Raw genomic sequence first — 25,773 nt, 5'->3', positions numbered from 1 at the left:
ATGAGACATCCCCGAGGCCTCGAGCCTCCTGAAGGGCCCAGCAAGACCAGCTGGTTGATAGGCCGGGTGTGGACGCGCTGCAAGGCGTTGAGCTAACCGGTACTAATGGCCCGTGAGGCTTGACCATATAACCCCAAGGGGTCTGCGCATGACGCGCACGATTGACGGATACGACGAGACGTTGGTTGGCATGATTCACGGTGTTTCGCCTGACGACCATAGCGAGTGGGAACCACCTGATCCCATGCCGAACTCAGCAGTGAAACCGCTCAGCGCCGATGGTAGTGTGGGGTCTCCCCATGCGAGAGTAGGTCATCGTCAGGCACTTATTCCCAAAATCCCGAGTACGACAGTGCTCGGGATTTTTTCATGGGCATGGGAAAACCCGCTCTTTACCGTGTGGGAGGGCCGGGCGCTCTCACCCCGAGGTAGCTCATCGTCAGGCACTGCTTCAGAAACCCCAGCCAATGGCTGGGGTTTCGTCATTTAGGGGCCTTCCCGGGCGAGTCGCGGAAGGTCACGGCCACGAATATCGGCAGGCAGGCATTTCGAAAAAACAGCTTCGAACGCGGCTGGGGGTGTCGCGTTTGGGATTGGCCTTTTTCAATGGCATCGCATTTCCGAGGCTGTGGCGGTTCCGATAGAATGGAGCTTTTCCCGCACGGGGCAGAGGGCATGACCATCGGTGATTTGATCCGCCTGTTGAGCGACGGAGAGTTCCACTCCGGGGAGCAACTCGGTGAGCGCTTGGGGGTGTCACGCACGGCGGTGTGGAAGCAACTGAAGAAGCTCGAGGCCTTGGATATCCCTCTCGAGGCGGTCAAGGGTCAAGGCTACCGGCTAGCCGAGCCGTTGGAGCTGCTTGACGGCGCGTCGATCGTGGCCGGTCTGTCACGTGACGGGCGTCAGCACCTCGTGCGACTGTTCATGGAAGAGACGCTGCCATCTAGCAATGAGTTCATTCGCCAGCGATTTGCCCATGGCGCTGGGCACGGAGAAGTCTGCCTGGTCGAGCAACAGAGCGCGGGGCGGGGCCGGCGCGGTCGGACCTGGAGTACGCCCTGGGGGCGGGCGCTGATGTTCTCCATCGGCTGGCGTTTCGATGCCGGCGTGGCGGCATTGGAAGGGCTGAGTCTGGCCGTTGGCGTGGTGCTTGCCCAGGTGCTGGAGCGGCATGGGGCCCGGCCTCGGCTCAAGTGGCCCAATGACGTTCTCCTGGCGGACGAAGATGACAATCTTGGTAAGCTGTCGGGGATCCTCGTGGAGATCAGTGGCGACGCAGAAGGGCCTTGCGAGGTCGTCGTCGGCATGGGGATCAATTTCGATCTGCCGCAGAATTTCCGCGCCAGTCTCGACCGCCCTGTTGCTGCAGTGACCGATCAGGCAGCCGGGCTGACGCGTAACCGTCTGGCGATAGAGTTGCTGGAGGAACTGCTGCCCTTGCTGGCGGGTTACGAAGAGGAGGGCTTTGCCGCATGGCAGGACGCCTGGAACTCGCGCCACGCCTATGCCGACTGCGAAGTCGAGGTGCTGCGAGGGGGCCAGCGCCAGACCGCGATGGCCAAGTCGGTGGATGAGTTCGGCAATCTCTGGGTTCACCGCGACGGAGCGCGAGAACGCCTGGCGGGGGGCGAGATCAGCGTGCGTGGTCGCTCATGATTCTCGATCTGGATATCGGCAACACGCTCTCCAAGTGGCGACTGAAGGACGCCGATAGCAGCGAGATTCGCTCGCGAGGTGCGGTATGGACCCGTGAACAGTGGAAGCCTGGGGCCGATATCCCCGATCTCGACGTGGTCGAGGCAGTGCGAATTTCGAGCGTGGCGCGGGCGGCCGTGCTCGAGCAGACGGTGTCGTTGTTGCATCGGAGCGTTCCGCAAGTACATGTCGCGCGCTCGACGCCCGAGGCGTTGGGCGTGGTCAATGGCTATGTCGAACCTCATCGGCTGGGCGTGGATCGCTGGATGGGAGTTCTTGCGGGGTATCAGCTGGCGGGGGGGTGCTGTGCCGTCGACTGCGGCAGCGCCATCACCGTTGATTTCGTGCTGCCCGGGGGGCGACATCTCGGCGGTTACATTCTGCCTGGCTTGCGCTTGATGAAGGAGAGTCTCAAGCTCGGCACCCGCAATGTGGCCATCGATCCTGACAGCGAGGCAGAGGAGTTGCTGCTGCCTGGCACGCGGACGGTGGAGGCGGTCAACCACGGCATCTATCTGGCTGCGGTCAGTGCCGTGAATCGTATCTACAGCGAAGTATGCGATCGAGAGGGCGTGGCCTTGCCGATGCTGCTTACCGGCGGTGATGCTCGTGTCGTGGCGCGAGGCGTGCAGTCGCCCCATGCCGTGTGGCCGGACATGGTGTATGGAGGCTTGGAAGCCTGCTTTCCGCTGACCGCAGCCGAAAGGAATGGACGCATGTCAGGAGCGCCGCGCGTGCCTGCACCGGCGGGGCTGGAAAAAATACGGGCCGGCCTTGCATTCTCCATGCTGCTTTGACAAAATGCGTCGCGTCCTGGGAGGCGCCACGGGTGCGCTGGCCGCGAAAGTCGCCTGGTAAAACAGGCATTTGACATCGCCTCAGGAGGCGGTAGAATAGCCCGCCATGTTGGAGGGGTTCCCGAGTGGCCAAAGGGAGCAGACTGTAAATCTGCCGCGAAAGCTTCGAAGGTTCGAATCCTTCCCCCTCCACCAAGTTTTTGCTGCAATCGGCTTTGGCGATTCGGCAGCCAGAGTGGGTAGGCGGGTATAGTTCAATGGTAGAACCTCAGCCTTCCAAGCTGATGATGCGGGTTCGATTCCCGCTACCCGCTCCAAGCAAGATCAAGCTCATGTAGCTCAGGGGTAGAGCACACCCTTGGTAAGGGTGAGGTCGACGGTTCAAATCCGTCCATGAGCTCCAACAGCGAAAGGCGAGCCGCGGCTCGCCTTTTCTTTTCGTCCCTGCGGGGTGAAGGGGTTGTCAGTCGGCGATAGCTTAGCTATCATGGCGCCCGCTGTCGCGCACGCCATCTGCAAAGGGTGGAGCCGTCAGGTACAGGCCAGTAGCTCAATTGGCAGAGCAGCGGTCTCCAAAACCGCAGGTTGGGGGTTCGATTCCCTCCTGGCCTGCCAACCTTCCCCAGGTTGGCTAGATGCCCATCGGAAGATACTCGATTCGATCGCCGCACTCTGAGGAGTCTCGTTTTCATGAAACATAACGCCGAGGTGCAGGAGTCGCGCCACGACGGGCTCAAGTGGGCGGTTGTTGTCACACTGCTGGTTCTTGCCATCGTCGGCAACACCTATTTCGCGGATCAGGCGATCCTCTATCGCGTACTGGGCGTCGTTGTCCTGAGCGTGGCCGCTGGGTTGATTGCGCTGACGACGGCGAAAGGGCGTGAGCTCGCCGAGCTGGCCAAGAACGCCAAGAAAGAGATTCAACGCGTCGTATGGCCGACGCGACCGGAAACGGTGCAGACCACGGCCATCGTCCTGGTTGCGGTATTGGTGGTCGGGCTGATGCTGTGGCTGATCGACACCCTTCTTGGCTGGGCGATGTCCGGCGTCATCGGTTAGGAGTACTCATGTCCAAGCGTTGGTACGTCGTTCACGCCTATTCCGGCTTCGAAAAGCATGTCATGCGCTCGCTCAATGAGCGCGTGAAGCTTTACGGCATGGAAGATCGCTTCGGCGAGATCCTGGTGCCGACGGAAGAAGTCGTCGAGATGCGGGACGGCAAGCGTCGCAAGAGCGAACGCAAGTTCTACCCAGGCTACGTGCTGGTCGAGATGGAAATGGATGACGCGACCTGGCATCTGGTCAACGAGACGCCGCGGGTGATGGGGTTCATCGGCGGCACCAAGGAAAAGCCGGCGCCGATCACCCAGAAAGAGGCGGATGCCATCCTGCGTCGCGTCAAGGACGGCACCGACAAGCCGCGCCCCAAGACGCTGTTCGAGCCTGGGCAGTCCGTGCGGGTCGTCGATGGCCCGTTCGCCGACTTCAACGGTGTCGTGGAAGAGGTCAACTACGACAAGAGCCGTCTGCAGGTCAGCGTGCTGATTTTCGGGCGAGCGACGCCCGTCGAGTTGGAATTTGCGCAGGTCGAGAAGGAATAGCGACTCGACCTAGCGAGCACTAGGCGGCCGCATGGCGGCCGTGTCATCCGGGGAGCCGAAAGGCGCTACGACCCAAACTGGAGTTCAACATGGCCAAGAAAGTTCAGGCTTACATCAAGCTGCAGGTGGCAGCGGGTAAAGCCAATCCGAGTCCGCCCGTAGGGCCCGCGCTGGGTCAGCACGGCGTGAACATCATGGAGTTCTGCAAGGCGTTCAATGCCGCCACCCAGGACATCGAGCCGGGTCTGCCGACGCCCGTGGTGATCACCGTCTACTCCGACCGCAGCTTCACCTTCATCACCAAGACACCGCCCGCCGCAGTCCTGCTGAAGAAGGCGGCTGGCATCAAGTCCGGCTCCGGCGAGCCGAACAAGAAGAAGGTCGGTACCGTGACCCGTGAGCAGCTCGAAGAGATCGCCAAGACCAAGGAGCCGGATCTGACGGCTGCCGATCTCGACGCCGCGGTGCGTACCATTGCCGGTAGCGCCCGCAGCATGGGCCTGAACGTGGAGGGTCTCTGATCATGGCTAAACTGTCCAAGCGTGCACAGATGATCCGCGAGAAGGTCGATGCTTCCAAGGTCTACTCGCTGGAAGAGGCCGTGGGTCTGCTTTCTGAGCTGTCCACCGTCAAGTTCAAAGAGTCCGTGGACGTCGCCATCAATCTCGGCGTCGATCCACGCAAGTCCGATCAAGTCGTGCGTGGCGCCACCGTCATGCCCAACGGCACCGGCAAGGACGTGCGCGTTGCCGTCTTTACCCAGGGTGCCAATGCCGATGCCGCCAAGGAAGCCGGTGCCGACATCGTCGGTATGGATGAGCTGGCCGAGCAGGTGAAGAAGGGTCAGCTGGATTTCGACGTGGTCATCGCTTCGCCGGACGCCATGCGCGTCGTCGGTCAGTTGGGCCAGATCCTCGGTCCGCGAGGCCTGATGCCCAATCCCAAGGTCGGGACGGTGACGCCCGACGTGGCTACCGCGGTGAAGAATGCCAAGGCGGGTCAAGTGCGTTTCCGCACCGACAAGAACGGCATCATTCACACCACTCTGGGCAAGGCCGATTTCGAGGCCGATGCGATTCGCGGCAACCTCGAGGCGCTCGTCGCCGATCTGAAGAAGCTCAAGCCGAGCACGTCCAAGGGTGTCTATTTCAAGAAGATGACCCTGTCCACCACCATGGGGCCGGGCATCACCATCGATCAGTCCGCTTTCGTTTGAGCGGCGGTCGAGAACGAGCAGTAACTTTGCGGTCCGCGCGGTGCGGCTTTTCTGCCGCCCGCGGGGCACCGTCAAAGACCGCAGGCGCCGCTCGACTCCATCGAGCGGCTTAATCGTCCCGCAAGGGTGCCTGCGCAGATGGTGTGGCCGCCAGGACACTGGTGAGCACCATCACCCAAGACTCCCGACATGGCTCTGGCTCGTCGGGGGAGATGGTAACCACCGGAGCCTGCGCTGCATGGCTCCGGACTGAAGGAGTGATCACCGTGCCACTAGCACTCGAAGGCAAGAAAGCGATCGTTGCCGAGGTCAGTGAAGCGGCCAAGGAGGCACTCTCCGTCGTGGTTGCCGATTCTCGTGGCGTCGCGGTCAGCAAGATGACCGACCTGCGCAAGCAGGCCCGCGAGAATGGCGTGCAGATCCGTGTTGTGCGCAACACCCTGGCACGCCGCGCCCTGTCCGGAACTCCTTGGGAGATTCTGGAGGAGAGCTTCTCGGGTCCTACCCTGTTGGCTTTCTCCTACGAGCATCCGGGCGCTGCCGCCCGCCTGTTCAAGGAGTTCGCCAAGGACGAGAAGAACTTCGAAGTCAAGGCGTTGGCCTACGAAGGCGAGCTGATTCCGGCAAGCGATCTCGACCGTCTGGCGACCCTGCCGACCTATGACGAGGCCATTGCCAAGCTGATGTCCGTCATGAAGGAGGCATCCGCCGGCAAGCTGGTTCGTACGCTGGCCGCGCTGCGCGACCAGAAGCAGGAAGAAGCCGCCTGAGCGGCGAACTCAGCTGCGTAGCCTGAATCGAACACTGGTAAAGACGAGCGCTCGGTGCGCCGAGTCTCCCGCAAAGTTTAGGAACTATCGAAATGGCACTGACCAAAGAAGACATCATCAACGCCGTCGCCGACATGTCCGTGATGGAAGTCGTCGAGCTGATCGAAGCAATGGAAGAGAAGTTCGGCGTCTCTGCCGCGGCTGCCGTCGTGGCTGGTCCGGGTGGCGGCGAAGCCGAAGCCGTCGAAGAGCAGACCGAGTTCGACCTGGTGCTGACAGCCGCCGGCGACAAGAAGGTCAACGTGATCAAGGCCGTGCGCGAGATCACCGGTCTTGGCCTGAAGGAAGCCAAGGGCGCTGTCGATGGCGCTCCGGCGACCATCAAGGAAGCGATGTCCAAGGACGACGCCGAAGAAGCCAAGAAGAAGCTGGAAGAAGCCGGCGCGAGCGTGGAGCTCAAGTAACCCTTGTGCCCCAAGGCTTTACGCGCTGCGTAAGCTTCCACGGCTGGTGGCGGGCCTACCCGCTGCCGGCCTTTTTCTGTTGCACTAGCGCTTTGCTGACGCAGCGCCGCTAGACGAATATCGACGGCGAGCTCTCCGCTGAGGGCTTGCCGTCAGCGCCTGACGGGGCCGAGCCCGTTGGGTGGCGCCGACCGCGCAACGGTCACCCATGGTGAACAAGCTGGGGAATACAGATGGCTTACTCATACACTGAGAAAAAACGCATCCGCAAGGATTTCGGCAAACTGCCCCAAGTGATGGATGTGCCCTACCTGCTGGCGATCCAGCTTGATTCCTACTACGACTTCCTCCAGCAGGACCGTGCCGCCGAGGAACGCCTGGAGCTGGGCCTGCATGCGGCCTTCAAGTCGGTCTTCCCGATCGAGAGCTTCTCCGGCAATGCCGCCCTGGAGTACGTCAGCTATCGTTTCGGCACTCCGGCCTTCGACGTCAAGGAGTGCCAGCTGCGCGGCGTCACCTACTCGGCACCATTGCGGGTCAAGGTCCGCTTGATCATTTACGACCGAGACTCCTCGAACAAGGCCATCAAGGATATCAAGGAGCAAGAGGTCTACATGGGGGAGATCCCCCTGATGACCGAGAACGGTACCTTCGTGGTCAACGGTACCGAACGAGTGATCGTTTCCCAGCTGCATCGCTCACCGGGCGTGTTCTTCGATCATGACAAGGGCAAGAGCCACTCGTCGGGCAAGCTGCTCTATTCCGCTCGCGTGATTCCGTATCGTGGCTCCTGGCTCGACTTCGAATTCGACCCGAAGGACAACGTCTTCGTGCGTATCGACCGTCGCCGCAAGCTGCCGGCCTCGGTGCTGCTGCGCGCGCTGGGCATGAGTGCCGAAGAGATCCTCGATGAGTTCTTCGAGACCAGCACTTTCCACATCGAGAAGTCCGGCTTCTCCGTGGAACTGGTGCCGTCACGCCTGCGCGGCGAGACCGCGACCTTCGACATCAAGGACGGCGACGGCAACGTCATCGTCGAGGAAGGGCGGCGCATCACCCAGAAGCACATTCGCCAGCTGGAGAAGGCCGGTCTCGAGCGCCTCGAAGTGCCGATGGAGTACCTGTTCGGCAAGACGTTGGCCAAGGACCAGGTCGATCCCAACACCGGCGAGCTGATCTGCCCCTGCAACACCGAGATCACGCCGGAGCTGCTCGAGAAGATCGGCGAGGCCGGCATCACCACGCTGGAAACGCTCTACACCAACGATCTCGATTGCGGTCCCTTCGTCTCCGATACGCTCAAGCTGGACACCACCGGCTCGCAGCTCGAGGCGCTGGTCGAGATCTACCGCATGATGCGCCCCGGCGAGCCGCCCACCAAGGAGGCCGCCGAGACGCTGTTCCGGAATCTGTTCTTCACCGAGGACCGCTACGATCTCTCCGGTGTCGGCCGCATGAAGTTCAACCGCCGCTTGCGTCGTGATAGCGACACCGGCTCCGGCGTGCTCGATCGGCGCGACATCCTCGACGTGCTCAAGGAACTGATCTACATCCGCAACGGTTTCGGCGAGGTGGACGACATCGACCACCTGGGCAACCGCCGCATTCGCTGCGTCGGCGAGATGGCCGAGAACCAGTTCCGTGTCGGCCTGGTGCGCGTCGAGCGTGCGGTCAAGGAGCGTCTCTCCATGGCCGAGAGCGAAGGCTTGATGCCCCAGGACCTGATCAACGCCAAGCCGGTGGCGGCGGCGGTGAAGGAGTTCTTCGGCTCCTCGCAGCTGTCGCAGTTCATGGATCAGAACAACCCGCTCTCCGAGGTGACCCACAAGCGTCGTGTTTCGGCGCTCGGTCCGGGCGGCCTGACCCGCGAGCGGGCCGGTTTCGAGGTGCGCGACGTTCACGCCACGCACTACGGACGTCTGTGCCCGATCGAGACGCCGGAAGGCCCCAACATCGGCCTGATCAATTCGCTGGCGACCTACAGCCACACCAATAGCTATGGCTTCCTGGAGACGCCGTATCGCAAGGTGGTGGATCGCCAGGTGACCGACGAGGTGGTTCACCTCTCGGCCATCGAAGAGGGCGACTTCGTCATCGCCCAGGCGTCGGCGAGCGTCGACGAGTCGGGCAAGCTTTCCGATGATCTGGTTCAGGTGCGCCACAAGGGCGAGACCACCTTCATGCGCCCCGAGCAGGTGACGCTGATGGACGTGTCGCCGCGCCAGGTGGTGTCGGTGGCCGCGGCGCTGATCCCGTTCCTCGAGCACGATGACGCCAACCGCGCCCTGATGGGCTCCAACATGCAGCGTCAGGCGGTGCCGACGCTGCGCGCCGAGAAGCCCTTGGTGGGTACTGGGATGGAGCGCTTCGTGGCCCGTGACTCCGGCGTGTGCGCCGTGGCGCGCCGCGGTGGAGTGATCGACTCGGTCGACGCCAAGCGTATCGTGGTGCGGGTCAACGAGGACGAGATCATCGGCGGCGAGGCCGGCGTCGATATCTACAACCTGACCAAGTATCTGCGTTCCAACCAGAACACGTGCATGAATCAGCGTCCCATCGTGCGCCCCGGCGATGCGGTGGCGCGCGGCGACATCCTGGCCGACGGTCCGTCCGTCGACATGGGCGACCTGGCGCTGGGCCAGAACATGCGCATCGCCTTCATGCCCTGGAACGGCTACAACTTCGAGGACTCCATCCTGCTCTCCGAGCGGGTGGTGCAGGAGGACCGTTTCACCACCATCCACATCCAGGAGCTGACCTGCGTTTCCCGCGACACCAAGCTGGGGCCGGAGGAAATCACCTCGGACATCCCCAACGTCGGCGAATCGGCGCTGTCCAAGCTGGACGAGGCCGGTGTGGTGTACATCGGCGCGGAAGTCGGTCCGGGCGATATTCTGGTGGGCAAGGTCACCCCCAAGGGCGAGACCCAGCTGACGCCGGAAGAGAAGCTGCTGCGGGCGATCTTCGGCGAGAAGGCGTCCGACGTGAAGGATACCTCGCTGCGTGCCCCGACCGGCATGCGCGGCACCGTGATCGACGTCCAGGTGTTCACCCGCGACGGCGTGGAGAAGGACTCCCGGGCGCTGTCCATCGAACAGATGCAGCTCGACGAAGTGCGCAAGGACCTTCAGGAGACCTACCGCATCGCCGAGGATGCCACCTTCGAGCGCCTCAAGCGGACCCTCGCCGGCCAGCCGGTCAACGGTGGCCCCAAGCTGAAGAAGGGCGACATTCTCTCCGAGAGCTATCTCGACGAGCTGCCGCGTCAGCAGTGGTTCAAGCTGCGCATGCAGGACGAGACGCTCAACGAGCTGTTGGCCCAGGCCGATGAACAGCTGGAGAACCGCCGCAAGGAGATGGAAGAGCGCTTCGAGGACAAGAAGCGCAAGCTCACCCAGGGCGACGACCTGGCGCCGGGCGTGCTCAAGATCGTCAAGGTCTACATGGCGGTGAAGCGCCGCCTGCAGCCCGGCGACAAGATGGCTGGTCGTCACGGCAACAAGGGCGTGATCTCGGCGATCATGCCCATCGAGGACATGCCGTTCGACGATCAGGGCGAGCCGATCGACCTGGTGCTGAACCCCTTGGGCGTGCCGTCGCGGATGAACGTCGGGCAGATCCTCGAGACCCACCTGGGCCTGGCAGCCCATGGCCTGGGGATGAAGATCGAGGCCCTGCTGCGCGACGCCCGCGAACAGCAAGTGGCTGAGATCCGCGACTTCCTGGCCAAGGTCTACAACACCACGCCGGGCACGCGGGTCGAGGACCTCGACACCTTGAGCGATGACGAGGTGATCGCCCTGGCCAAGAACCTCAAGGCGGGCGTACCCATGTCCACGCCGGTGTTCGACGGCGCCAAGGAGCACGAGATCAAGCACCTGCTGACGCTCGCCGGCCTGCCGGATTCCGGCCAGATGACGCTCTACGACGGGCGTACCGGCGATGCGTTCGACCGTCCGGTGACGGTGGGCTACATGTACATGCTCAAGCTCAACCACCTGGTCGACGACAAGATGCACGCACGCTCCACCGGCTCCTATTCGCTGGTCACCCAGCAGCCACTGGGCGGCAAGGCCCAGTTCGGCGGCCAGCGCTTCGGCGAGATGGAGGTCTGGGCCCTGGAGGCGTACGGTGCCGCCTATACCCTGCAGGAGATGCTCACCGTCAAGTCCGACGACGTGGAGGGGCGTACCAAAATGTACAAGAACATCGTCGACGGCGACCACGCCATGCAGGCGGGCATGCCGGAATCCTTCAACGTGCTGGTGAAGGAGATCCGCTCGCTGGGTATCGACATCGAGCTGGAGAGCTGAGGCGGCTTCGCCTGCGCTTCACAGAATGACGGTCCGCGGGGGCGGCAACGCCCCCGCCCATGACAACTCCGCAACGGAGCCGACCCATGAAAGATTTGGTGAAAGTCCTCAAATCGCAGTCTCAGTCCGACGAGTTCGACGCGATCAAGATCACGCTGGCGTCCCCGGACATGATTCGCAGCTGGTCCTTCGGCGAGGTGAAGAAGCCCGAGACCATCAACTACCGCACCTTCAAGCCGGAGCGCGACGGCCTGTTCTGTGCCAAGATCTTCGGCCCGGTGAAGGACTACGAGTGCTTGTGCGGCAAGTACAAGCGGATGAAGCATCGCGGCATCATCTGCGAGAAGTGTGGCGTCGAGGTCACCAAGGCTGCCGTGCGTCGCGAGCGCATGGGGCACATCGAGCTGGCCAGCCCGGTCGCCCACATCTGGTTCCTGAAGTCTCTGCCGTCGCGCATCGGCATGTTCCTGGACATGACGCTGCGCGACATCGAGCGGGTGCTGTATTTCGAGTCGTTCGTGGTCATCGACCCGGGCATGACCACGCTCGAGCGCGGTCAACTGCTCAATGACGAGCAGTACTTCGAGGCCCTCGAGGAGTTCGGCGACGACTTCGATGCGCGCATGGGCGCCGAAGCGGTCCAGGCCCTGCTCAAGGACATCGATCTGGGCGAAGAGATCGATCGCCTGCGCGAGGAGATCCCGCAGACCAACTCCGAGACCAAGATCAAGAAGCTGTCCAAGCGCCTCAAGCTGCTCGAAGCCTTCTACAATTCGGGCAACGATCCGGCGTGGATGGTCATGGAAGTGCTCCCGGTGCTGCCGCCCGACCTGCGTCCGCTGGTGCCGCTGGACGGCGGGCGCTTCGCCACGTCCGACCTCAACGATTTGTATCGTCGGGTGATCAACCGCAACAACCGCTTGAAGCGGCTGCTGGACCTCAATGCGCCCGACATCATCGTGCGCAACGAGAAACGCATGCTGCAGGAAGCGGTGGACGCCCTGCTCGACAATGGCCGGCGCGGCCGGGCCATCACGGGCTCCAACAAGCGCCCGCTGAAGTCCCTTGCCGACATGATCAAGGGCAAGCAAGGCCGCTTCCGCCAGAACCTGCTGGGCAAGCGGGTCGACTATTCCGGCCGCTCGGTCATCACCGTCGGCCCGACCCTGCGCCTGCACCAGTGCGGCCTGCCCAAGAAGATGGCGCTGGAATTGTTCAAGCCGTTCATCTACTCCAAGCTGCAGCACAACGGCCAGGCGTCCACCATCAAGGCCGCCAAGAAGATGGTCGAGCGCGAGCTGCCCGAGGTCTGGGACATCCTCGCCGAGGTCATCCGCGAACACCCGGTGCTGCTCAACCGCGCCCCGACCTTGCACCGTCTGGGCATCCAGGCCTTCGAGCCGCTGCTCATCGAGGGCAAGGCGATCCAGCTGCACCCACTGGTGTGTGCCGCCTACAATGCCGACTTCGACGGCGACCAGATGGCGGTACACGTGCCGCTGACGCTGGAAGCCCAGCTCGAGGCCCGCGCGTTGATGATGGCCACCAACAACGTGCTGTCGCCGGCCAATGGCGAGCCGATCATCGTCCCCTCCCAGGACGTGGTGCTGGGTCTGTATTACATGACCCGCGAGAAGATCAACGCCAAGGGCGAAGGCATGGTGTTCGCCAACCTCGACGAGGTGGAGCGCGCCTTCGGCACCCAGGCGGTGTCGCTGCATGCGAAGGTCAAGGTGCGCATGACCGAGGTGGAGATCGACGAGGAGACCGGTGAGCGCAGCGAGCAACGCCGCCTCTACGACACCACCGTGGGGCGTGCCCTGCTGTTCCGCATCCTGCCCGAAGGGGTGCCCTTCGAGCTGGTCGATCAGCCGATGAAGAAGAAGGCGATCTCCAAGCTGCTCAACGAGGTCTATCGTCGAGCCGGCCTCAAGCCGACCGTCATCTTCGCCGACCAGTTGATGTACACCGGCTTCCGCTTGGCGACCTGGTCGGGTGCCTCCATCGGCGTCAACGACTTCGTCATTCCGGAGAGCAAGGCCGAGATCGTCGATGCGGCCGAGGCCGAGGTCAAGGAGATCGAGGATCAGTTCTCTTCCGGTCTCGTCACCGCCGGCGAGAAGTACAACAAGGTCATCGACATCTGGTCCAAGGCCAACGACAAGGTGGCCCGGGCGATGATGGACGGCATCGAGAAGGAGACGGTGACCGATCGCGATGGCAACGAGGTCGAGCAGGGTTCCTTCAACAGCGTCTTCATCATGGCCGACTCGGGAGCGCGGGGCAGTGCCGCCCAGATCCGCCAGCTGGCAGGCATGCGCGGCCTGATGGCCAAGCCCGACGGCTCGATCATCGAAACGCCGATCGTCGCCAACTTCCGCGAGGGCCTCAACGTCCTGCAGTACTTCATCTCCACCCACGGCGCGCGCAAGGGCCTGGCGGACACGGCGCTCAAGACCGCCAACTCGGGCTACCTGACCCGTCGCCTGGTGGACGTGGCCCAGGACATGGTCATCACCGAGTCGGACTGCGGCACCGAAGAAGGCTTGACGCTGCATCCGATCATCGAGGGTGGCGACATCATCGTCTCGCTGGCCCAGCGCGTACTGGGCCGCGTGGTGGCGCGCGACGTCATCGATCCGGCCACCGAGGAGGTGCTGATCGAGAAGGGCACCATGCTCGACGAGGCGTGGTGTGCACGACTCGACACCATGGGCGTCGACGAGATCGTGGTGCGCAGTTCGATTACCTGCCAATCCAGCCATGGCGTCTGTTCGGCATGCTACGGTCGCGATCTGGCCAGGGGGCATCAGGTCAACATCGGTGAATCGGTCGGCGTCATCGCCGCCCAGTCCATCGGTGAGCCGGGCACCCAGCTGACCATGCGTACCTTCCACATCGGCGGGGCGGCATCGCGTGCCTCGGCGGTCGATAGCGTCCAGGTCAAGCATGGCGGCAAGGTGCGCCTGCACAACATGAAGTTCGTCGAGCGCGCCGACGGCAAGCTGGTGGTGGTATCGCGCTCCAGTGCCCTGGCCGTGGCCGACGACCATGGTCGCGAACGCGAGTACTACAAGCTGCCCTACGGTGCCGAACTCGATGTACGCAATGGCGACTCCGTCGAGGCCGGCCAAGCGGTGGCGAAGTGGGATCCGCACACCCACCCGATCGTCGCCGAAGCCGAAGGTACCGTGCAGTACGCCGATATGGTCGAAGGCGTCACCATCCATCGCAGCGTGGATGAAATGACCGGCCTGTCTTCCATCGAGGTCATCGAATCGGCCTCGCGGCCGCAGGCGGGTCGCGACAAGCGCCCGATGATCACGCTCAGCGATGCATCCGGCGAGCCGGTGACGGTTCCCGGATCCAATACGCCGGTGCAGTACCTGCTGCCCGGCAACGCCATCGTCTCGGTGGACGATGGAGCCCAGATCGGCATCGGCGAAGTCGTGGCACGCATTCCGGTGGAGGCGTCCGGCACCAAGGACATCACCGGCGGTCTGCCGCGGGTTGCCGACCTCTTCGAGGCGCGCAAGCCCAAGGAGTCGTCGATCCTCGCCGAGATCAGCGGCACCATCAGCTTCGGCAAGGAGACCAAGGGCAAGCGGCGCCTGACGATCACTCCCAACGATGGCGGCGACCCGTTCGAGATGCTGATCCCGAAATGGCGCCAGATTGCCGTGTTCGAAGGCGAGACCGTCGAGAAGGGCGAGGTGATCTCCGACGGGCCCAGCAACCCGCACGATATCCTGCGCCTGCTGGGCATCGCCGAGCTGGCCAAGTACATCACCGCGGAGGTGCAGGACGTCTATCGCCTGCAGGGCGTGGGCATCAACGACAAGCACATCGAGGTGATCGTGCGTCAGATGCTGCGCAAGGTGGAAATCACCGATGCCGGCGATTCCGATTTCATTCCCGGCGACCAGGTCGAGCTGGTCCGCGTGCTCGAACAGAACGCGCGCCTGGAGAAGGCGGAGAAGTTCCCGGCCAGGTACGAGCGCCTGCTGCTGGGCATCACCAAGGCCAGCCTGGCCACCGAGTCGTTCATCTCCGCGGCCTCCTTCCAGGAGACCACGCGGGTACTGACCGAAGCGGCGGTGACCGGCAAGCGCGACTACCTGCGCGGCCTGAAAGAGAACGTGGTGGTGGGACGTTTGATTCCCGCGGGAACCGGGCTGGCGCATCATCAGGAGCGCCGCCGCAAGCGCGAGGAGGCCGAACGTACCTTCCATCCGTCGGCCTACGATGTCGAGCAGGAGCTGGGAGCCCAGCTCACGGCACTCGACTCGGATGACGACGACCTGTAAGCGGCGACTGACGATAGCAGGGGGCAAGGCCCCCTGCTTGACGTCCGCCCCGCTCTGACATTAGAATGCGCAGCCTTTAACAGTGGGGCGGGTACGCCCGCGCCACTCGAAAAGGCACGCAAGACCGGAGGCGAACAGCGACTCGCTTCCATCAAGGCAACCCATTCGGAGCAATCAATGGCAACGATCAATCAGCTCGTGCGCAAGCCGCGCAAGCGCCCCGCCGCCAAGAGCGACGTGCCGGCGCTGCAGGCCTGCCCGCAGAAGCGCGGTGTCTGTACCCGCGTCTACACGACGACTCCCAAGAAGCCGAACTCGGCGCTGCGCAAGGTGTGTCGTGTCCGCCTGACCAACGGCTACGAGGTGTCCTCGTACATCGGCGGTGAGGGTCACAACCTGCAGGAGCACTCCGTGGTGCTGATTCGCGGCGGCCGCGTCAAGGACTTGCCGGGCGTGCGTTACCACACCGTGCGGGGTGCGCTGGATACTTCCGGCGTGCAGAACCGCAAGCAGGGCCGCTCCAAGTATGGCACCAAGCGTCCCAAGGTCTGATCGACCCGGGGCGAATATCACACGGAAACAGGTTTTGGTCTGATAAGAGTAAGGCCGGACGGCGTGAGTGCCCGCGGCGAGCGGGCGGCGTGAGTGCCGGGTTTGCCTGAAGGACCCTTCAACAGAGGGCTTGTCATGCCTAGAAGAAGAGTTGTAGCCAAGCGCGAAATCCTGCCGGATCCCAAGTTCGGAAGCGAGCGTCTGGCGAAGTTCATGAACCACCTGATGGTCAGCGGCAAGAAGTCCGTTGCTGAGCGCATCGTCTACGGTGCGCTGGACAGGGTTGCCGAGCGTAGTAAGGAAGAGCCGCTGGAGATCTTCGACAAGGCGCTGGAAGCCATCCAGCCCATGGTCGAGGTCAAGTCCCGCCGTGTCGGCGGTGCGACCTATCAGGTGCCGGTAGAAGTTCGCCCCTCGCGTCGTCAGGCTCTGGCCATGCGCTGGCTGGTGGATGCCGCGCGTCGTCGAGGCGAGAAGACCATGGTGCAGCGCCTGGCCGGCGAGATGCTGGATGCCGCGGAAGGCAAGGGCGCGGCCGTCAAGAAGCGGGAAGACGTGCACCGCATGGCAGAGGCCAACAAGGCTTTCTCCCACTATCGCTTCTAAGCGTAGCGTCACCGCACGCGTCGCTTCAGACGACGAGTTCCATACACGAAGCGCCACCCGGTGCGGTGGCCCTTCACAGCAATGGAGAATTCCATCGTGCCACGCAAGACCCCGCTCAAGCGCTACCGCAACATCGGTATCGTGGCCCACGTCGACGCCGGCAAGACCACTACGACCGAGCGTATCCTGTTCTACACCGGCCTCTCCCACAAGGTGGGCGAGGTGCATGATGGCGCTGCTACCATGGACTGGATGGAGCAGGAGCAGGAGCGCGGCATCACCATCACCTCGGCGGCGACGACCTGCTTCTGGCAGGGCATGAACAAGCAGTTCGACGAGCACCGCATCAACATCATCGATACGCCCGGGCACGTCGACTTCACCATCGAGGTGGAGCGTTCCCTGCGCGTGCTCGACGGTGCCGTGGTGGTGCTGTGCGGCTCCTCCGGCGTGCAGCCCCAGACCGAGACCGTATGGCGTCAGGCCAACAAGTACGAAGTGCCGCGCATGGTGTTCGTCAACAAGATGGACCGCACCGGCGCCGACTTCTTCATGGTGGTCGAGCAGCTCAAGGAGCGTCTGGGCGCCAATGCCGTGCCGATCCAGATCAACTGGGGTACCGAGGACGAGTTCAAGGGCGTCATCGACCTGCTGCAGATGAAGGCCATCGTCTGGGACGAAGACAGCCTCGGCATGAACTACGAGCTGGTGGACATTCCCGCCGAGCTTCAGGAGACCGCCGAAGAGTATCGCGAGCAGATGGTCGAGGCCGCTGCCGAAGCCTCCGAAGAGCTGATGGACAAGTACCTCGAAGAGGGCGAGCTGACCATCGAGGAGATCAAGGCCGGTCTGCGCCGCCGCACCCTGGACAACGAGATCGTCCTGGTCACCTGCGGCTCCGCCTTCAAGAACAAGGGCGTGCAGGCGGTGCTGGATGGCGTCATCGAGTACATGCCGTCGCCCACCGAGGTCAAGGCCATCGAAGGCGAGATGGACGACAAGGACGGCACCATCGAGACTCGCGAAGCCGATGATAGCGCCCCCTTCGCCGCTCTGGCCTTCAAGATCGCCACCGACCCCTTCGTCGGCACCCTGACCTTCATCCGGGTCTACTCCGGCGTGCTCAATTCCGGTGACAGCGTCTACAACTCCGTCAAGCAGAAGAAGGAGCGCGTCGGCCGTATCGTGCAGATGCACTCCAACTCTCGCGAGGAGATCAAGGAAGTGCGCGCCGGCGACATCGCCGCTTGCATCGGCCTGAAGGACGTCACCACCGGCGATACCCTGTGCGACATCAACAGCAAGATCGTACTGGAGCGCATGGAGTTCCCGGACCCGGTGATTTCCGTGGCCGTGGAGCCGAAGTCCAAGGCCGACCAGGAGAAGATGGGCGTGGCGCTGGGCAAGCTCGCCCAGGAAGATCCCTCCTTCCAGGTCAAGACCGACGAAGAGACCGGTCAGACGATCATCTCGGGCATGGGTGAGCTGCACCTCGACATCCTCGTCGACCGCATGCGCCGTGAGTTCAAGGTCGAGGCCAACATCGGCAAGCCGCAGGTCGCCTACCGCGAGACGATCAAGCAGAGCGTCGAGCAGGAAGGCAAGTTCGTGCGCCAGTCCGGCGGTCGCGGCCAGTACGGCCACGTCTGGCTGCGCATCGAACCGCTCACTGCGGAGGACAAGGGCGAAGATGAAGACATGCACTTCAAATTCGCTTCGGAAATCGTCGGCGGCGTGGTTCCCAAGGAATACGTGCCGGCCGTCGAGAAGGGGGCCTACGAGCAGCTGCAGAACGGTGTCATCGCGGGCTACCCGATGATCGACGTCAAGGTTACGCTGTACGATGGCTCCTACCACGACGTGGACTCCAACGAGACCGCGTTCAAGGTCGCTTCTTCCATGGCGATCAAAGAAGGTGCCAAGAAGGCCAAGGCCGTGCTGCTGGAGCCGGTGATGAAGGTCGAGGTCGTGACGCCCGAGGATTTCATGGGTGACGTCATGGGCGACCTGAACCGCCGTCGCGGCCTGGTATCGGGCATGGATGACTCGCCTGCCGGCAAGATCATTCGCGCTCGGGTTCCGTTGGCTGAGATGTTCGGTTACGCGACCGATCTGCGTTCTCAGACCCAGGGCCGCGCAAGCTACGTCATGGAGTTTGCGGATTACGAAGAGGCGCCGTCCAGCGTCGTTGAAGCCGTCATCAACCAGAACGGTTAACCGTTAGCTAACGTAAAGAGGTTAAAGCAGTGGCTAAGGAAAAATTCGAACGTTCCAAACCGCACATCAACGTCGGCACCATCGGTCACGTCGACCACGGCAAGACCACGCTGACAGCGGCCCTGACCCGCGTTTCTGCCGAGGTGTTCGGCGGCGACTGGCGTGAGTTCGACTCCATCGACAACGCCCCGGAAGAGCGTGAGCGCGGCATCACCATCGCCACCTCCCACGTGGAGTACCAGTCCGAGACGCGCCACTACGCGCACGTCGACTGCCCCGGGCACGCCGACTACGTGAAGAACATGATCACCGGTGCCGCTCAGATGGACGGCGCCATCCTGGTCTGTAGCGCCGCCGACGGCCCCATGCCGCAGACTCGCGAGCACATCCTGCTGTCGCGTCAGGTCGGCGTGCCGTACATCGTCGTGTTCCTGAACAAGGCCGACATGGTCGATGACGAGGAGCTGCTCGAGCTGGTCGAAATGGAAGTGCGTGAGCTCCTCAACGAGTACGACTTCCCGGGCGACGACACTCCGATCATCACCGGCTCTGCCCTGATGGCGCTGGAAGGCAAGGATGACAACGGCATGGGTACCACCGCCGTCGCCAACCTGATCAAGGCCCTGGACGAGTACATTCCGGAGCCGGAGCGTGCCATCGATCAGCCGTTCCTGATGCCGATCGAGGACGTCTTCTCCATCTCCGGCCGCGGTACCGTGGTCACCGGTCGTGTCGAGCGCGGTATCGTCAAGGCTGGCGAAGAAGTCGAGATCGTCGGTATCAAGGACACCACCAAGACCGTCGTCACCGGTGTCGAGATGTTCCGCAAGCTGCTCGACGAAGGTCGTGCCGGCGAGAACATCGGCGCCCTGCTGCGTGGCACCAAGCGCGACGAGGTCGAGCGTGGTCAGGTACTGGCCAAGCCGGGCACCATCACCCCGCACACTCAGTTCGAGGCCGAGGTGTACGTGCTGTCCAAGGACGAGGGCGGTCGTCACACGCCGTTCTTCAAGGGCTATCGTCCGCAGTTCTACTTCCGTACCACCGACATCACCGGTACCTGCGAGCTGCCGGAAGGCGTCGAGATGGTCATGCCGGGCGACAACGTCAAGATGACTGTCACTCTGATCGCCCCGATCGCCATGGACGAAGGCCTGCGCTTCGCCATTCGCGAAGGCGGTCGTACCGTCGGCGCTGGCGTCGTGGCCAAGATCCTTCAGTAAGTCCTGGACGACTGATCGATCGAAGGGGGCTCCTCGCGGAGCCCCCTTTCTGCGCACCGCCACGAAGGGTTTGACTCTCGTGTGCGGCGTGCCTATAATGCGCATCCTTTGAATGCGTGGGTAGGCGGCTTCGGCCGTCGACTTCCATTGGAGTTTAGGGCAAATGCAGAACCAGAAGATTCGCATTCGGTTGAAGGCGTTCGACCATCGCCTGATCGACCAGTCCGCCGCGGAGATCGTCGAAACCGCCAAGCGGACCGGTGCGCAGGTCCACGGTCCGATTCCGCTGCCGACCAACCGCGAGCGCTATACCGTGCTGATCTCGCCGCACGTCAACAAGGACGCGCGCGACCAGTACGAGATTCGCACGCACAAGCGCGTGCTCGACATCGTCGAGCCGACCGAGAAGACCGTCGACGCCCTGATGAAGCTCGACCTCGCCGCCGGCGTGGACGTGCAGATCAAGCTCGATTGACACCACACTAGACACCTGCGGCCCAGCGCTCGACATGCGTTTCGTTCGAGCAGCAGCCGCCGCGCCGTGAGGCGCCACACAACGTGCTAGTGGAATGCTCTGGAAAGGGCAGCCATAGCGGGTGATAGCCCCGTACACTAAAGGAGACTGAGAATGACTATCGGTTTAGTCGGAAAGAAGGCCGGGATGACCCGTGTCTTCACCGAAGATGGCGCATCCGTGCCCGTAACCGTGATCGAGGTTGAGCCGAACCGCATCACACGCGTCAAGTCCGTCGAGTCCGACGGTTACGCAGCGGTCCAGGTCACAACCGGTTCCCGCAAGGCCAAGCACCTGACCAAAGCCCAGGCCGGGCAGTTCGCCAAGGCAGGTGTCGAGGCCGGTCGTTCGCTGATGGAGTTCCGCCTTCCCGAAGGCAGCGAGGCTCCGGAAGTGGGCGGCGAAATCACCGTATCCCTCTTCGAAGCTGGTCAGTTCGTCGACGTGACCGGCACCTCCAAGGGCAAGGGCTTCCAGGGCGCCGTCAAGCGCTGGAATTTCCGCACCCAGGACAATAGCCACGGCAACTCCCTGTCGCATCGTGCGCCGGGCTCCATCGGCATGTGTCAGACCCCGGGTCGCGTCTTCAAGGGCAAGAAGATGGCCGGTCAGATGGGCAATGCCCGCTGTACCGTTCAGAGCCTCGAAGTCGTGCGGGTCGATGTCGATCGCAACCTGCTGTTGATCAAGGGCGCCGTGCCCGGTGCCACCGGCAGCGACGTCATCGTACGCAGCGCCGTCAAAGCTGGCTGAAGGGGAGTTTACCGATGAATCTGAATCTTGCTGCAGGCGCGGGTACCGTCGAAGTGTCCGATGCCACCTTTGGCAACGCATTCAACGAGGCGCTGGTTCACCAGGTCGTCACCGCCTATCTGGCGGCGGGCCGTCAAGGCACTCGCGCTCAGAAGAACCGCTCCGATGTGCGCGGCGGTGGCAAGAAGCCATGGCGCCAGAAGGGCACCGGCCGCGCGCGTGCCGGCACCATTCGCTCGCCCCTGTGGCGCAGCGGCGGGGTGACCTTTGCGGCACGTCCGCAGGACTACACCCAGAAGGTCAACCGCAAGATGTACCGCGCGGCGATGCGCGCCATCCTCTCCGAGCTGGTTCGTCAGGATCGTCTCGTCGCCGTTGACAGTTTCGGCGTGGAAGCCCCCAAGACCAAGCAGCTGGTGGCCAAGCTGGGCGAGCTGGGTCTGGAGAAGGCGCTGATCGTCACCGAAGAGCTCGACGAGAACCTCTACCTGGCTGCCCGCAACATCCCCAACGTGGATGTGGTGGACGTGGCTGCCGCCGACCCGGTGAGTCTGGTCGCCTTCGACAAGGTGCTCGTCACCGTCTCCGCCCTGCGTAAATTCGAGGAGAAGCTGGCATGAACCAGGAGCGTGTATTCAAGGTGCTGCTCGGTCCTCACGTGACCGAGAAAGCCGCCATGGCTGCCGAACGCAACCAGTACGTGTTCAAGGTGGCCAGTGACGCGACCAAGCCCGAGATCAAGAAGGCCGTCGAGGCGCTGTTCGGCAAGAAGGTCGACCGCGTCCAGACCCTGAACGTCAAGGGCAAGACCAAGCGTAGTGCGCAGGGCATGGGACGTCGCAACGGCTATCGCAAGGCCTACGTGACCCTGGCGGCCGGCGAGACGCTCGAAGACTTCACTGGCGCCGAATAAGGGCAGGAGTACGGATCATGGCAATCGTCAAGACTAAACCCACATCTGCCGGTCGTCGCCACGTCGTCAAGATCGTCGGCGACGAGCTGCACAAGGGCAAGCCCTATGCGCCGCTGCTCGAGAAGCAGTCGCGCAGCGGTGGCCGCAACAACAACGGTCGCATCACCACCCGTCACGTGGGCGGCGGTCACCGTCAGCACTATCGGATCATCGACTTCAAGCGCACCAAGGATGGCGTTCCGGCCATCGTCGAGCGCCTGGAGTACGATCCCAACCGCAGTGCCCATATCGCACTGCTCAAGTATCTGGACGGTGAGCGTCGCTACATCATCGCGCCCAAGGGCGTGAAGGCCGGCGACCGTCTCGAGTCCGGCGTGAACGCAGCCATCAAGAAGGGCAACGCCCTGCCGCTGCGTAACATTCCGCTGGGTTCCACCGTGCACTGCATCGAGCTCAAGCCCGGCAAGGGTGCTCAGCTCGCCCGCAGCGCCGGTACCAGCGCCCAGGTCGTGGCCCGCGAGGGCAACTACGCCACCTTGCGCCTGCGCTCCGGCGAAATGCGCAAAGTGCTGGCCGAGTGCCGTGCGACCCTGGGGGAAGTGAGCAACTCCGAGCACAGCCTGAGTCAGCTTGGCAAGGCCGGTGCGAAGCGCTGGAGGGGTGTGCGTCCGACCGTTCGCGGTGTGGCCATGAACCCGGTGGATCACCCGCACGGTGGCGGTGAAGGCCGCACCAGCGGTGGTCGTCACCCGGTGTCGCCGTGGGGGATTCCCACCAAAGGCCACAAGACCCGCAAGAACAAGCGCACCGATGCGCTCATCGTTCGTCGCCGCAAGGCCAAGTAACAGACATTAAGGGGTAACGGCTGTGCCACGTTCACTGAAGAAAGGTCCCTTCATTGACCTTCATCTGCTGAAGAAGGTTGAGGCTGCAGTGGAGAAGAACGACCGCAAACCGATCAAGACCTGGTCGCGTCGTTCCATGATCCTGCCGAATATGGTCGGGCTCACCATTGCGGTCCATAACGGTCGCCAACACGTCCCGGTGCACGTCTCCGAGGAAATGGTTGGCCACAAGCTGGGCGAATTCGCTGCCACCCGCACCTATCGCGGTCATGCGGCGGACAAGAAAGCCAAACGGTAAGCCAGAGAGGATTGAGAGATGGAAGTCACAGCTAAGCTGCGTGGCGCTCGTTTATCCGCCCAGAAGGCCCGTTTGGTGGCTGACCAGGTGCGCGGTAAACCGGTCGCCGAAGCGCTCGACCTGCTGGCCTTCTCACCGAAGAAGGCTGCCAAGCTGGTCAAGAAGGTGCTGCAGTCCGCCATCGCGAACGCGGAAGAAAACAACGGCATGGATATCGACGAGCTGCGTGTCTCGACCATCTGCGTCGATGAGGGCATGACGCTCAAGCGCATCCGTCCGCGCGCCAAGGGCCGTGCGGATCGCATTCTGAAGCGCACCTGCCACATCACCGTCAAGGTAGCCGAGAAGTAGGAGTCGACCAGATGGGTCAGAAAGTCAATCCAACAGGCATTCGGCTGGGCATCGTCAAGGACCACACCTCCGTGTGGTACGCCGAGAGCGACGCCTACGCCGACAAGCTGAACAACGACCTCGAAGTGCGTCGCTTCCTCGAGGAGCGCCTGAAGAATGCGTCCGTTAGCCGCATCACTATCGAGCGTCCGGCCAACAACGCCCGCATCACCATTCACACCGCCCGTCCGGGCATCGTGATCGGTAAGAAGGGCGAAGACGTCGACCGTCTGCGCCGCGATGTCACTGCGATGATGGGCGTGCCGGTGCACGTCAACATCGAGGAAGTCCGCAAGCCGGAACTCGACGCCAAGCTCGTCGCGCAGAACATCGCCGGCCAGCTCGAACGTCGCGTGATGTTCCGTCGCGCCATGAAGCGTGCCGTGCAGAACGCCATGCGTCTGGGCGCCGGCGGCATCAAGGTGCAGCTCTCCGGCCGCCTCGGTGGTGCCGAGATCGCGCGCACCGAGTGGTACCGTGAAGGTCGCGTTCCGCTGCATACCCTGCGTGCGGACATCGACTACGCCACCTACGAGGCCAAGACCACCTACGGCATCATCGGTGTCAAGGTTTGGGTCTTCAAGGGTGAAATCCTCGGGGGCATCGAGGAGGTCCGCGCCAAGGCCAAGCAGCCTCAGGCCGCGCCCTCCAAGAAGAAAGGTTCCAGATAAGGGGAGAGCGAGTCGATGTTACAACCCAAGCGCATGAAGTTCCGCAAGGTGCAGAAAGGTCGCAATCGCGGCCTGGCGCATCGCGGCAGCAAGGTGAGTTTCGGCGAGTATGGCCTCAAGGCCACTGGCCGGGGCCGTGTCACCGCCCGTCAGATCGAGGCCGGCCGTCGTGCGATCACCCGTCACGTGAAGCGTGGTGGCAAGATCTGGATCCGCGTGTTCCCGGACAAGCCGATCTCCAAGAAGCCGCTCGAAGTCCGTATGGGTAAGGGCAAGGGTTCCGTGGAGTACTGGGTGGCGCAGATTCAGCCCGGTCGCGTGCTGTACGAGATCGAAGGGGTTTCCGAAGAGCTGGCCCGCGAGGCATTCGCCCTAGCCGCTCAGAAATTCCCGGTCTCCACCACCTTTGTGAAACGGACGGTGATGTGATGAAAGCCCAGGAAATTCGTGAAAAGTCAGTCGAGGAACTCCGTGAGCAGCTCCTCGAGTTGCTCAAGGAGCAGTTCAACCTGCGCATGCAGAAGGCCACCGGCCAGCTGAGCCAGACGCATCTGCTCAAGCAGGTCCGTCGGGATATCGCCCGCGTTAAGACTGTGCTCAACGAGAAGGCAGGTGACTGAGATGGCCGAAGAGAAGAAAGCCCGTACGCTCACCGGCAAGGTGGTGAGCGACAAGATGGAGAAGTCCATCGTCGTGATGATCGAGCGCCGCGAGCGCCACCCGATCTATGGCAAGTACATGAAGCGCTCCACCAAGCTGCATGCCCATGACGAGGCCAACCAGGCGAAGACCGGTGACACGGTCTCCATCCAGGAGTGTCGTCCGCTGTCGCGCAAGAAGGCCTGGACCCTGGTCGAGGTGATCGAGCAGGCCAAGGGCTGAGCTCGGCGAGTGCAGTCAGGTTAGGTTTGGAGAAAACCGATGATTCAGACTCAGACAATGCTGGATGTCGCCGACAACAGCGGAGCGCGCCGGGTGCAGTGCATCAAGGTGCTGGGCGGTTCGCACCGCCGCTACGCTCGCGTGGGCGACATCATCAAGGTAACGGTGAAGGAAGCCATCCCGCGTGGCAAGGTCAAGAAGGGCCAGGTACTCAAGGCGGTGGTGGTTCGCACCCGGAGCGGCGTTCGTCGTAACGACGGTTCGCTGATCCGCTTCGACGGAAATGCGGCGGTTCTGTTGAACAACACCAACGAGCAGCCGATCGGTACCCGTATCTTCGGGCCGGTGACCCGTGAACTTCGCACCGAGAAGTTCATGAAGATCATTTCCCTGGCGCCCGAAGTGCTGTAAGGAGCGAGGCGGATATGCAAAAGATCAAACGTGACGATGAAGTGATCGTCATCGCCGGCAAGGACAAGGGCAAGCGCGGCACCGTCAAGCGCGTCCTCAAGGACGAACGCTTCGTCGTGTCCGGTGTGAACATGATCAAGCGTCACACCAAGCCCAACCCCATGGCGGGCAAGCAGGGCGGTATCGTCGAGCGCGAGGCTCCGATTCACGCGTCCAACGTGGCGATCTTCAATCAGGAGACCGGTAAGGCGGATCGCGTCGGCTTCCAGATCAAGGAAGACGGTACCAAGGTACGCATTTACAAGTCGACGCAGACGCAGATCGACGCCTAA

General features: G+C 62.8%; 27 protein-coding genes, 4 tRNA genes and 2 rRNA genes. All 33 read left to right on the top strand.

Going from position 1 to position 25,773, the window contains the following annotated elements; translation table 11 throughout:
- Positions 1-127, top strand: a 23S ribosomal RNA gene (locus BLP96_RS17075); the annotation flags it as partial.
- A gap of 81 nt (positions 128-208) precedes the next feature.
- Positions 209-324: ribosomal RNA gene (gene rrf / locus BLP96_RS17070) — 5S ribosomal RNA — on the top strand.
- Between the two features lie 351 nt (positions 325-675).
- Positions 676-1,659: a biotin--[acetyl-CoA-carboxylase] ligase gene (locus BLP96_RS17065; RefSeq protein ID WP_089688573.1), complete on the top strand. Its 984-nt coding sequence runs from the start codon at positions 676-678 to the stop codon at positions 1,657-1,659.
- The gene (locus BLP96_RS17060) at positions 1,656-2,495 is read left to right on the top strand and encodes a type III pantothenate kinase (protein WP_089688571.1); all 840 of its coding nucleotides are present in this window, start codon (positions 1,656-1,658) and stop codon (positions 2,493-2,495) included. The genes BLP96_RS17065 and BLP96_RS17060 overlap by 4 nt, the downstream gene beginning before the upstream one ends.
- Positions 2,496-2,606: 111 nt before the next feature.
- Positions 2,607-2,690, top strand: a tRNA-Tyr gene (locus tag BLP96_RS17055).
- A gap of 48 nt (positions 2,691-2,738) precedes the next feature.
- A tRNA-Gly gene (locus BLP96_RS17050) sits at positions 2,739-2,812 on the top strand.
- Positions 2,813-2,823: 11 nt separating this feature from the next.
- Positions 2,824-2,898, top strand: a tRNA-Thr gene (locus tag BLP96_RS17045).
- A gap of 136 nt (positions 2,899-3,034) precedes the next feature.
- Positions 3,035-3,110: transfer RNA gene (locus BLP96_RS17040), tRNA-Trp, on the top strand.
- Positions 3,111-3,185: 75 nt separating this feature from the next.
- Entirely contained in the window at positions 3,186-3,554 is a 369-nt protein-coding gene (gene secE, locus BLP96_RS17035; protein ID WP_089688570.1) for a preprotein translocase subunit SecE, read from the top strand.
- 8 nt (positions 3,555-3,562) lie between these two features.
- Positions 3,563-4,096, top strand: coding sequence for a transcription termination/antitermination protein NusG (gene nusG, locus BLP96_RS17030; protein ID WP_089688567.1), 534 nt, complete (start codon positions 3,563-3,565; stop codon positions 4,094-4,096).
- Positions 4,097-4,185: 89 nt separating this feature from the next.
- Entirely contained in the window at positions 4,186-4,617 is a 432-nt protein-coding gene (rplK, locus tag BLP96_RS17025) for a 50S ribosomal protein L11 (protein ID WP_071943762.1), read from the top strand.
- A gap of 2 nt (positions 4,618-4,619) precedes the next feature.
- Positions 4,620-5,312 carry a 50S ribosomal protein L1 gene (gene rplA / locus BLP96_RS17020; protein WP_089688565.1) on the top strand — a complete coding sequence of 231 codons (693 nt, stop codon included), beginning with the start codon at positions 4,620-4,622 and terminating at the stop codon, positions 5,310-5,312.
- 266 nt (positions 5,313-5,578) lie between these two features.
- The gene (gene rplJ / locus BLP96_RS17015) at positions 5,579-6,082 is read left to right on the top strand and encodes a 50S ribosomal protein L10 (protein ID WP_089688564.1); all 504 of its coding nucleotides are present in this window, start codon (positions 5,579-5,581) and stop codon (positions 6,080-6,082) included.
- Between the two features lie 92 nt (positions 6,083-6,174).
- On the top strand, positions 6,175-6,546 hold the full coding sequence (gene rplL / locus BLP96_RS17010) for a 50S ribosomal protein L7/L12 (RefSeq protein WP_089688562.1): 372 nt from the start codon (positions 6,175-6,177) through the stop codon (positions 6,544-6,546).
- 233 nt (positions 6,547-6,779) lie between these two features.
- On the top strand, positions 6,780-10,859 hold the full coding sequence (gene rpoB, locus BLP96_RS17005; protein WP_089688559.1) for a DNA-directed RNA polymerase subunit beta: 4,080 nt from the start codon (positions 6,780-6,782) through the stop codon (positions 10,857-10,859).
- A gap of 86 nt (positions 10,860-10,945) precedes the next feature.
- Complete coding sequence (gene rpoC / locus BLP96_RS17000) at positions 10,946-15,166, top strand: DNA-directed RNA polymerase subunit beta' (RefSeq protein ID WP_089688557.1); 4,221 nt, start codon at positions 10,946-10,948, stop codon at positions 15,164-15,166.
- 177 nt (positions 15,167-15,343) lie between these two features.
- Positions 15,344-15,718, top strand: coding sequence for a 30S ribosomal protein S12 (gene rpsL / locus BLP96_RS16995; protein WP_089688555.1), 375 nt, complete (start codon positions 15,344-15,346; stop codon positions 15,716-15,718).
- A gap of 135 nt (positions 15,719-15,853) precedes the next feature.
- A complete protein-coding gene (gene rpsG, locus BLP96_RS16990) occupies positions 15,854-16,324 on the top strand; it encodes a 30S ribosomal protein S7 (RefSeq protein ID WP_089688553.1) in 471 nt (156 codons plus the stop codon).
- Positions 16,325-16,420: 96 nt separating this feature from the next.
- A complete protein-coding gene (gene fusA, locus BLP96_RS16985) occupies positions 16,421-18,541 on the top strand; it encodes an elongation factor G (RefSeq protein WP_089688585.1) in 2,121 nt (706 codons plus the stop codon).
- A 29-nt stretch (positions 18,542-18,570) separates the two neighbouring features.
- Positions 18,571-19,764, top strand: a complete 1,194-nt coding sequence (tuf, locus tag BLP96_RS16980; RefSeq protein ID WP_089688551.1) for an elongation factor Tu — start codon at positions 18,571-18,573, stop codon at positions 19,762-19,764.
- Positions 19,765-19,927: 163 nt separating this feature from the next.
- Positions 19,928-20,239, top strand: coding sequence for a 30S ribosomal protein S10 (gene rpsJ, locus BLP96_RS16975; protein ID WP_089688549.1), 312 nt, complete (start codon positions 19,928-19,930; stop codon positions 20,237-20,239).
- 153 nt (positions 20,240-20,392) lie between these two features.
- Positions 20,393-21,031, top strand: a complete 639-nt coding sequence (rplC, locus tag BLP96_RS16970; protein ID WP_089688547.1) for a 50S ribosomal protein L3 — start codon at positions 20,393-20,395, stop codon at positions 21,029-21,031.
- 14 nt (positions 21,032-21,045) lie between these two features.
- Positions 21,046-21,651 (top strand): 50S ribosomal protein L4, encoded by a 606-nt coding sequence (gene rplD, locus BLP96_RS16965; protein ID WP_089688546.1) that lies wholly within the window; start codon positions 21,046-21,048, stop codon positions 21,649-21,651.
- Positions 21,648-21,944, top strand: coding sequence for a 50S ribosomal protein L23 (rplW, locus tag BLP96_RS16960; protein ID WP_089688543.1), 297 nt, complete (start codon positions 21,648-21,650; stop codon positions 21,942-21,944). Before rplD ends, rplW begins: the two co-directional genes overlap by 4 nt.
- A gap of 17 nt (positions 21,945-21,961) precedes the next feature.
- A complete protein-coding gene (gene rplB / locus BLP96_RS16955) occupies positions 21,962-22,789 on the top strand; it encodes a 50S ribosomal protein L2 (protein WP_089688541.1) in 828 nt (275 codons plus the stop codon).
- A gap of 22 nt (positions 22,790-22,811) precedes the next feature.
- On the top strand, positions 22,812-23,087 hold the full coding sequence (gene rpsS, locus BLP96_RS16950) for a 30S ribosomal protein S19 (RefSeq protein WP_009098993.1): 276 nt from the start codon (positions 22,812-22,814) through the stop codon (positions 23,085-23,087).
- 18 nt (positions 23,088-23,105) lie between these two features.
- On the top strand, positions 23,106-23,438 hold the full coding sequence (gene rplV / locus BLP96_RS16945; RefSeq protein WP_089688539.1) for a 50S ribosomal protein L22: 333 nt from the start codon (positions 23,106-23,108) through the stop codon (positions 23,436-23,438).
- A gap of 11 nt (positions 23,439-23,449) precedes the next feature.
- The gene (gene rpsC / locus BLP96_RS16940; RefSeq protein WP_089688536.1) at positions 23,450-24,148 is read left to right on the top strand and encodes a 30S ribosomal protein S3; all 699 of its coding nucleotides are present in this window, start codon (positions 23,450-23,452) and stop codon (positions 24,146-24,148) included.
- 15 nt (positions 24,149-24,163) lie between these two features.
- A complete protein-coding gene (gene rplP, locus BLP96_RS16935; RefSeq protein ID WP_071943806.1) occupies positions 24,164-24,577 on the top strand; it encodes a 50S ribosomal protein L16 in 414 nt (137 codons plus the stop codon).
- Positions 24,577-24,768, top strand: a complete 192-nt coding sequence (gene rpmC, locus BLP96_RS16930) for a 50S ribosomal protein L29 (RefSeq protein ID WP_089688534.1) — start codon at positions 24,577-24,579, stop codon at positions 24,766-24,768. The genes rplP and rpmC overlap by 1 nt, the downstream gene beginning before the upstream one ends.
- A 1-nt stretch (position 24,769) precedes the next feature.
- A complete protein-coding gene (rpsQ, locus tag BLP96_RS16925) occupies positions 24,770-25,030 on the top strand; it encodes a 30S ribosomal protein S17 (protein ID WP_089688532.1) in 261 nt (86 codons plus the stop codon).
- 39 nt (positions 25,031-25,069) lie between these two features.
- The gene (gene rplN / locus BLP96_RS16920; protein ID WP_089688530.1) at positions 25,070-25,441 is read left to right on the top strand and encodes a 50S ribosomal protein L14; all 372 of its coding nucleotides are present in this window, start codon (positions 25,070-25,072) and stop codon (positions 25,439-25,441) included.
- A gap of 14 nt (positions 25,442-25,455) precedes the next feature.
- Complete coding sequence (rplX, locus tag BLP96_RS16915) at positions 25,456-25,773, top strand: 50S ribosomal protein L24 (protein WP_089688528.1); 318 nt, start codon at positions 25,456-25,458, stop codon at positions 25,771-25,773.

The sequence above is a fragment of the Billgrantia gudaonensis genome (assembly GCF_900100195.1).
Taxonomy (GTDB): domain Bacteria; phylum Pseudomonadota; class Gammaproteobacteria; order Pseudomonadales; family Halomonadaceae; genus Halomonas; species Halomonas gudaonensis.
The sequence above is the reverse complement of the archived record's forward strand: the minus strand, read 5'-3'. Positions and strand labels throughout refer to the sequence as shown.

Excerpts from the sequence above, each read along its gene's own strand:
- BLP96_RS17065 (WP_089688573.1), top strand. The coding sequence starts at position 676 with ATGACCATCGGTGATTTGATCCGCCTGTTGAGCGACGGAGAGTTCCAC.
- BLP96_RS17060 (WP_089688571.1), top strand. The coding sequence starts at position 1,656 with ATGATTCTCGATCTGGATATCGGCAACACGCTCTCCAAGTGGCGACTG.
- secE (WP_089688570.1), top strand. The coding sequence starts at position 3,186 with ATGAAACATAACGCCGAGGTGCAGGAGTCGCGCCACGACGGGCTCAAG.
- nusG (WP_089688567.1), top strand. The coding sequence starts at position 3,563 with ATGTCCAAGCGTTGGTACGTCGTTCACGCCTATTCCGGCTTCGAAAAG.
- rplK (WP_071943762.1), top strand. The coding sequence starts at position 4,186 with ATGGCCAAGAAAGTTCAGGCTTACATCAAGCTGCAGGTGGCAGCGGGT.
- rplA (WP_089688565.1), top strand. The coding sequence starts at position 4,620 with ATGGCTAAACTGTCCAAGCGTGCACAGATGATCCGCGAGAAGGTCGAT.
- rplL (WP_089688562.1), top strand. The coding sequence starts at position 6,175 with ATGGCACTGACCAAAGAAGACATCATCAACGCCGTCGCCGACATGTCC.
- rpoB (WP_089688559.1), top strand. The coding sequence starts at position 6,780 with ATGGCTTACTCATACACTGAGAAAAAACGCATCCGCAAGGATTTCGGC.
- rpoC (WP_089688557.1), top strand. The coding sequence starts at position 10,946 with ATGAAAGATTTGGTGAAAGTCCTCAAATCGCAGTCTCAGTCCGACGAG.
- rpsL (WP_089688555.1), top strand. The coding sequence starts at position 15,344 with ATGGCAACGATCAATCAGCTCGTGCGCAAGCCGCGCAAGCGCCCCGCC.
- rpsG (WP_089688553.1), top strand. The coding sequence starts at position 15,854 with ATGCCTAGAAGAAGAGTTGTAGCCAAGCGCGAAATCCTGCCGGATCCC.
- rpsJ (WP_089688549.1), top strand. The coding sequence starts at position 19,928 with ATGCAGAACCAGAAGATTCGCATTCGGTTGAAGGCGTTCGACCATCGC.
- rplC (WP_089688547.1), top strand. The coding sequence starts at position 20,393 with ATGACTATCGGTTTAGTCGGAAAGAAGGCCGGGATGACCCGTGTCTTC.
- rplD (WP_089688546.1), top strand. The coding sequence starts at position 21,046 with ATGAATCTGAATCTTGCTGCAGGCGCGGGTACCGTCGAAGTGTCCGAT.
- rplW (WP_089688543.1), top strand. The coding sequence starts at position 21,648 with ATGAACCAGGAGCGTGTATTCAAGGTGCTGCTCGGTCCTCACGTGACC.
- rplB (WP_089688541.1), top strand. The coding sequence starts at position 21,962 with ATGGCAATCGTCAAGACTAAACCCACATCTGCCGGTCGTCGCCACGTC.
- rplV (WP_089688539.1), top strand. The coding sequence starts at position 23,106 with ATGGAAGTCACAGCTAAGCTGCGTGGCGCTCGTTTATCCGCCCAGAAG.
- rpsC (WP_089688536.1), top strand. The coding sequence starts at position 23,450 with ATGGGTCAGAAAGTCAATCCAACAGGCATTCGGCTGGGCATCGTCAAG.
- rplP (WP_071943806.1), top strand. The coding sequence starts at position 24,164 with ATGTTACAACCCAAGCGCATGAAGTTCCGCAAGGTGCAGAAAGGTCGC.
- rpmC (WP_089688534.1), top strand. The coding sequence starts at position 24,577 with ATGAAAGCCCAGGAAATTCGTGAAAAGTCAGTCGAGGAACTCCGTGAG.
- rpsQ (WP_089688532.1), top strand. The coding sequence starts at position 24,770 with ATGGCCGAAGAGAAGAAAGCCCGTACGCTCACCGGCAAGGTGGTGAGC.
- rplN (WP_089688530.1), top strand. The coding sequence starts at position 25,070 with ATGATTCAGACTCAGACAATGCTGGATGTCGCCGACAACAGCGGAGCG.
- rplX (WP_089688528.1), top strand. The coding sequence starts at position 25,456 with ATGCAAAAGATCAAACGTGACGATGAAGTGATCGTCATCGCCGGCAAG.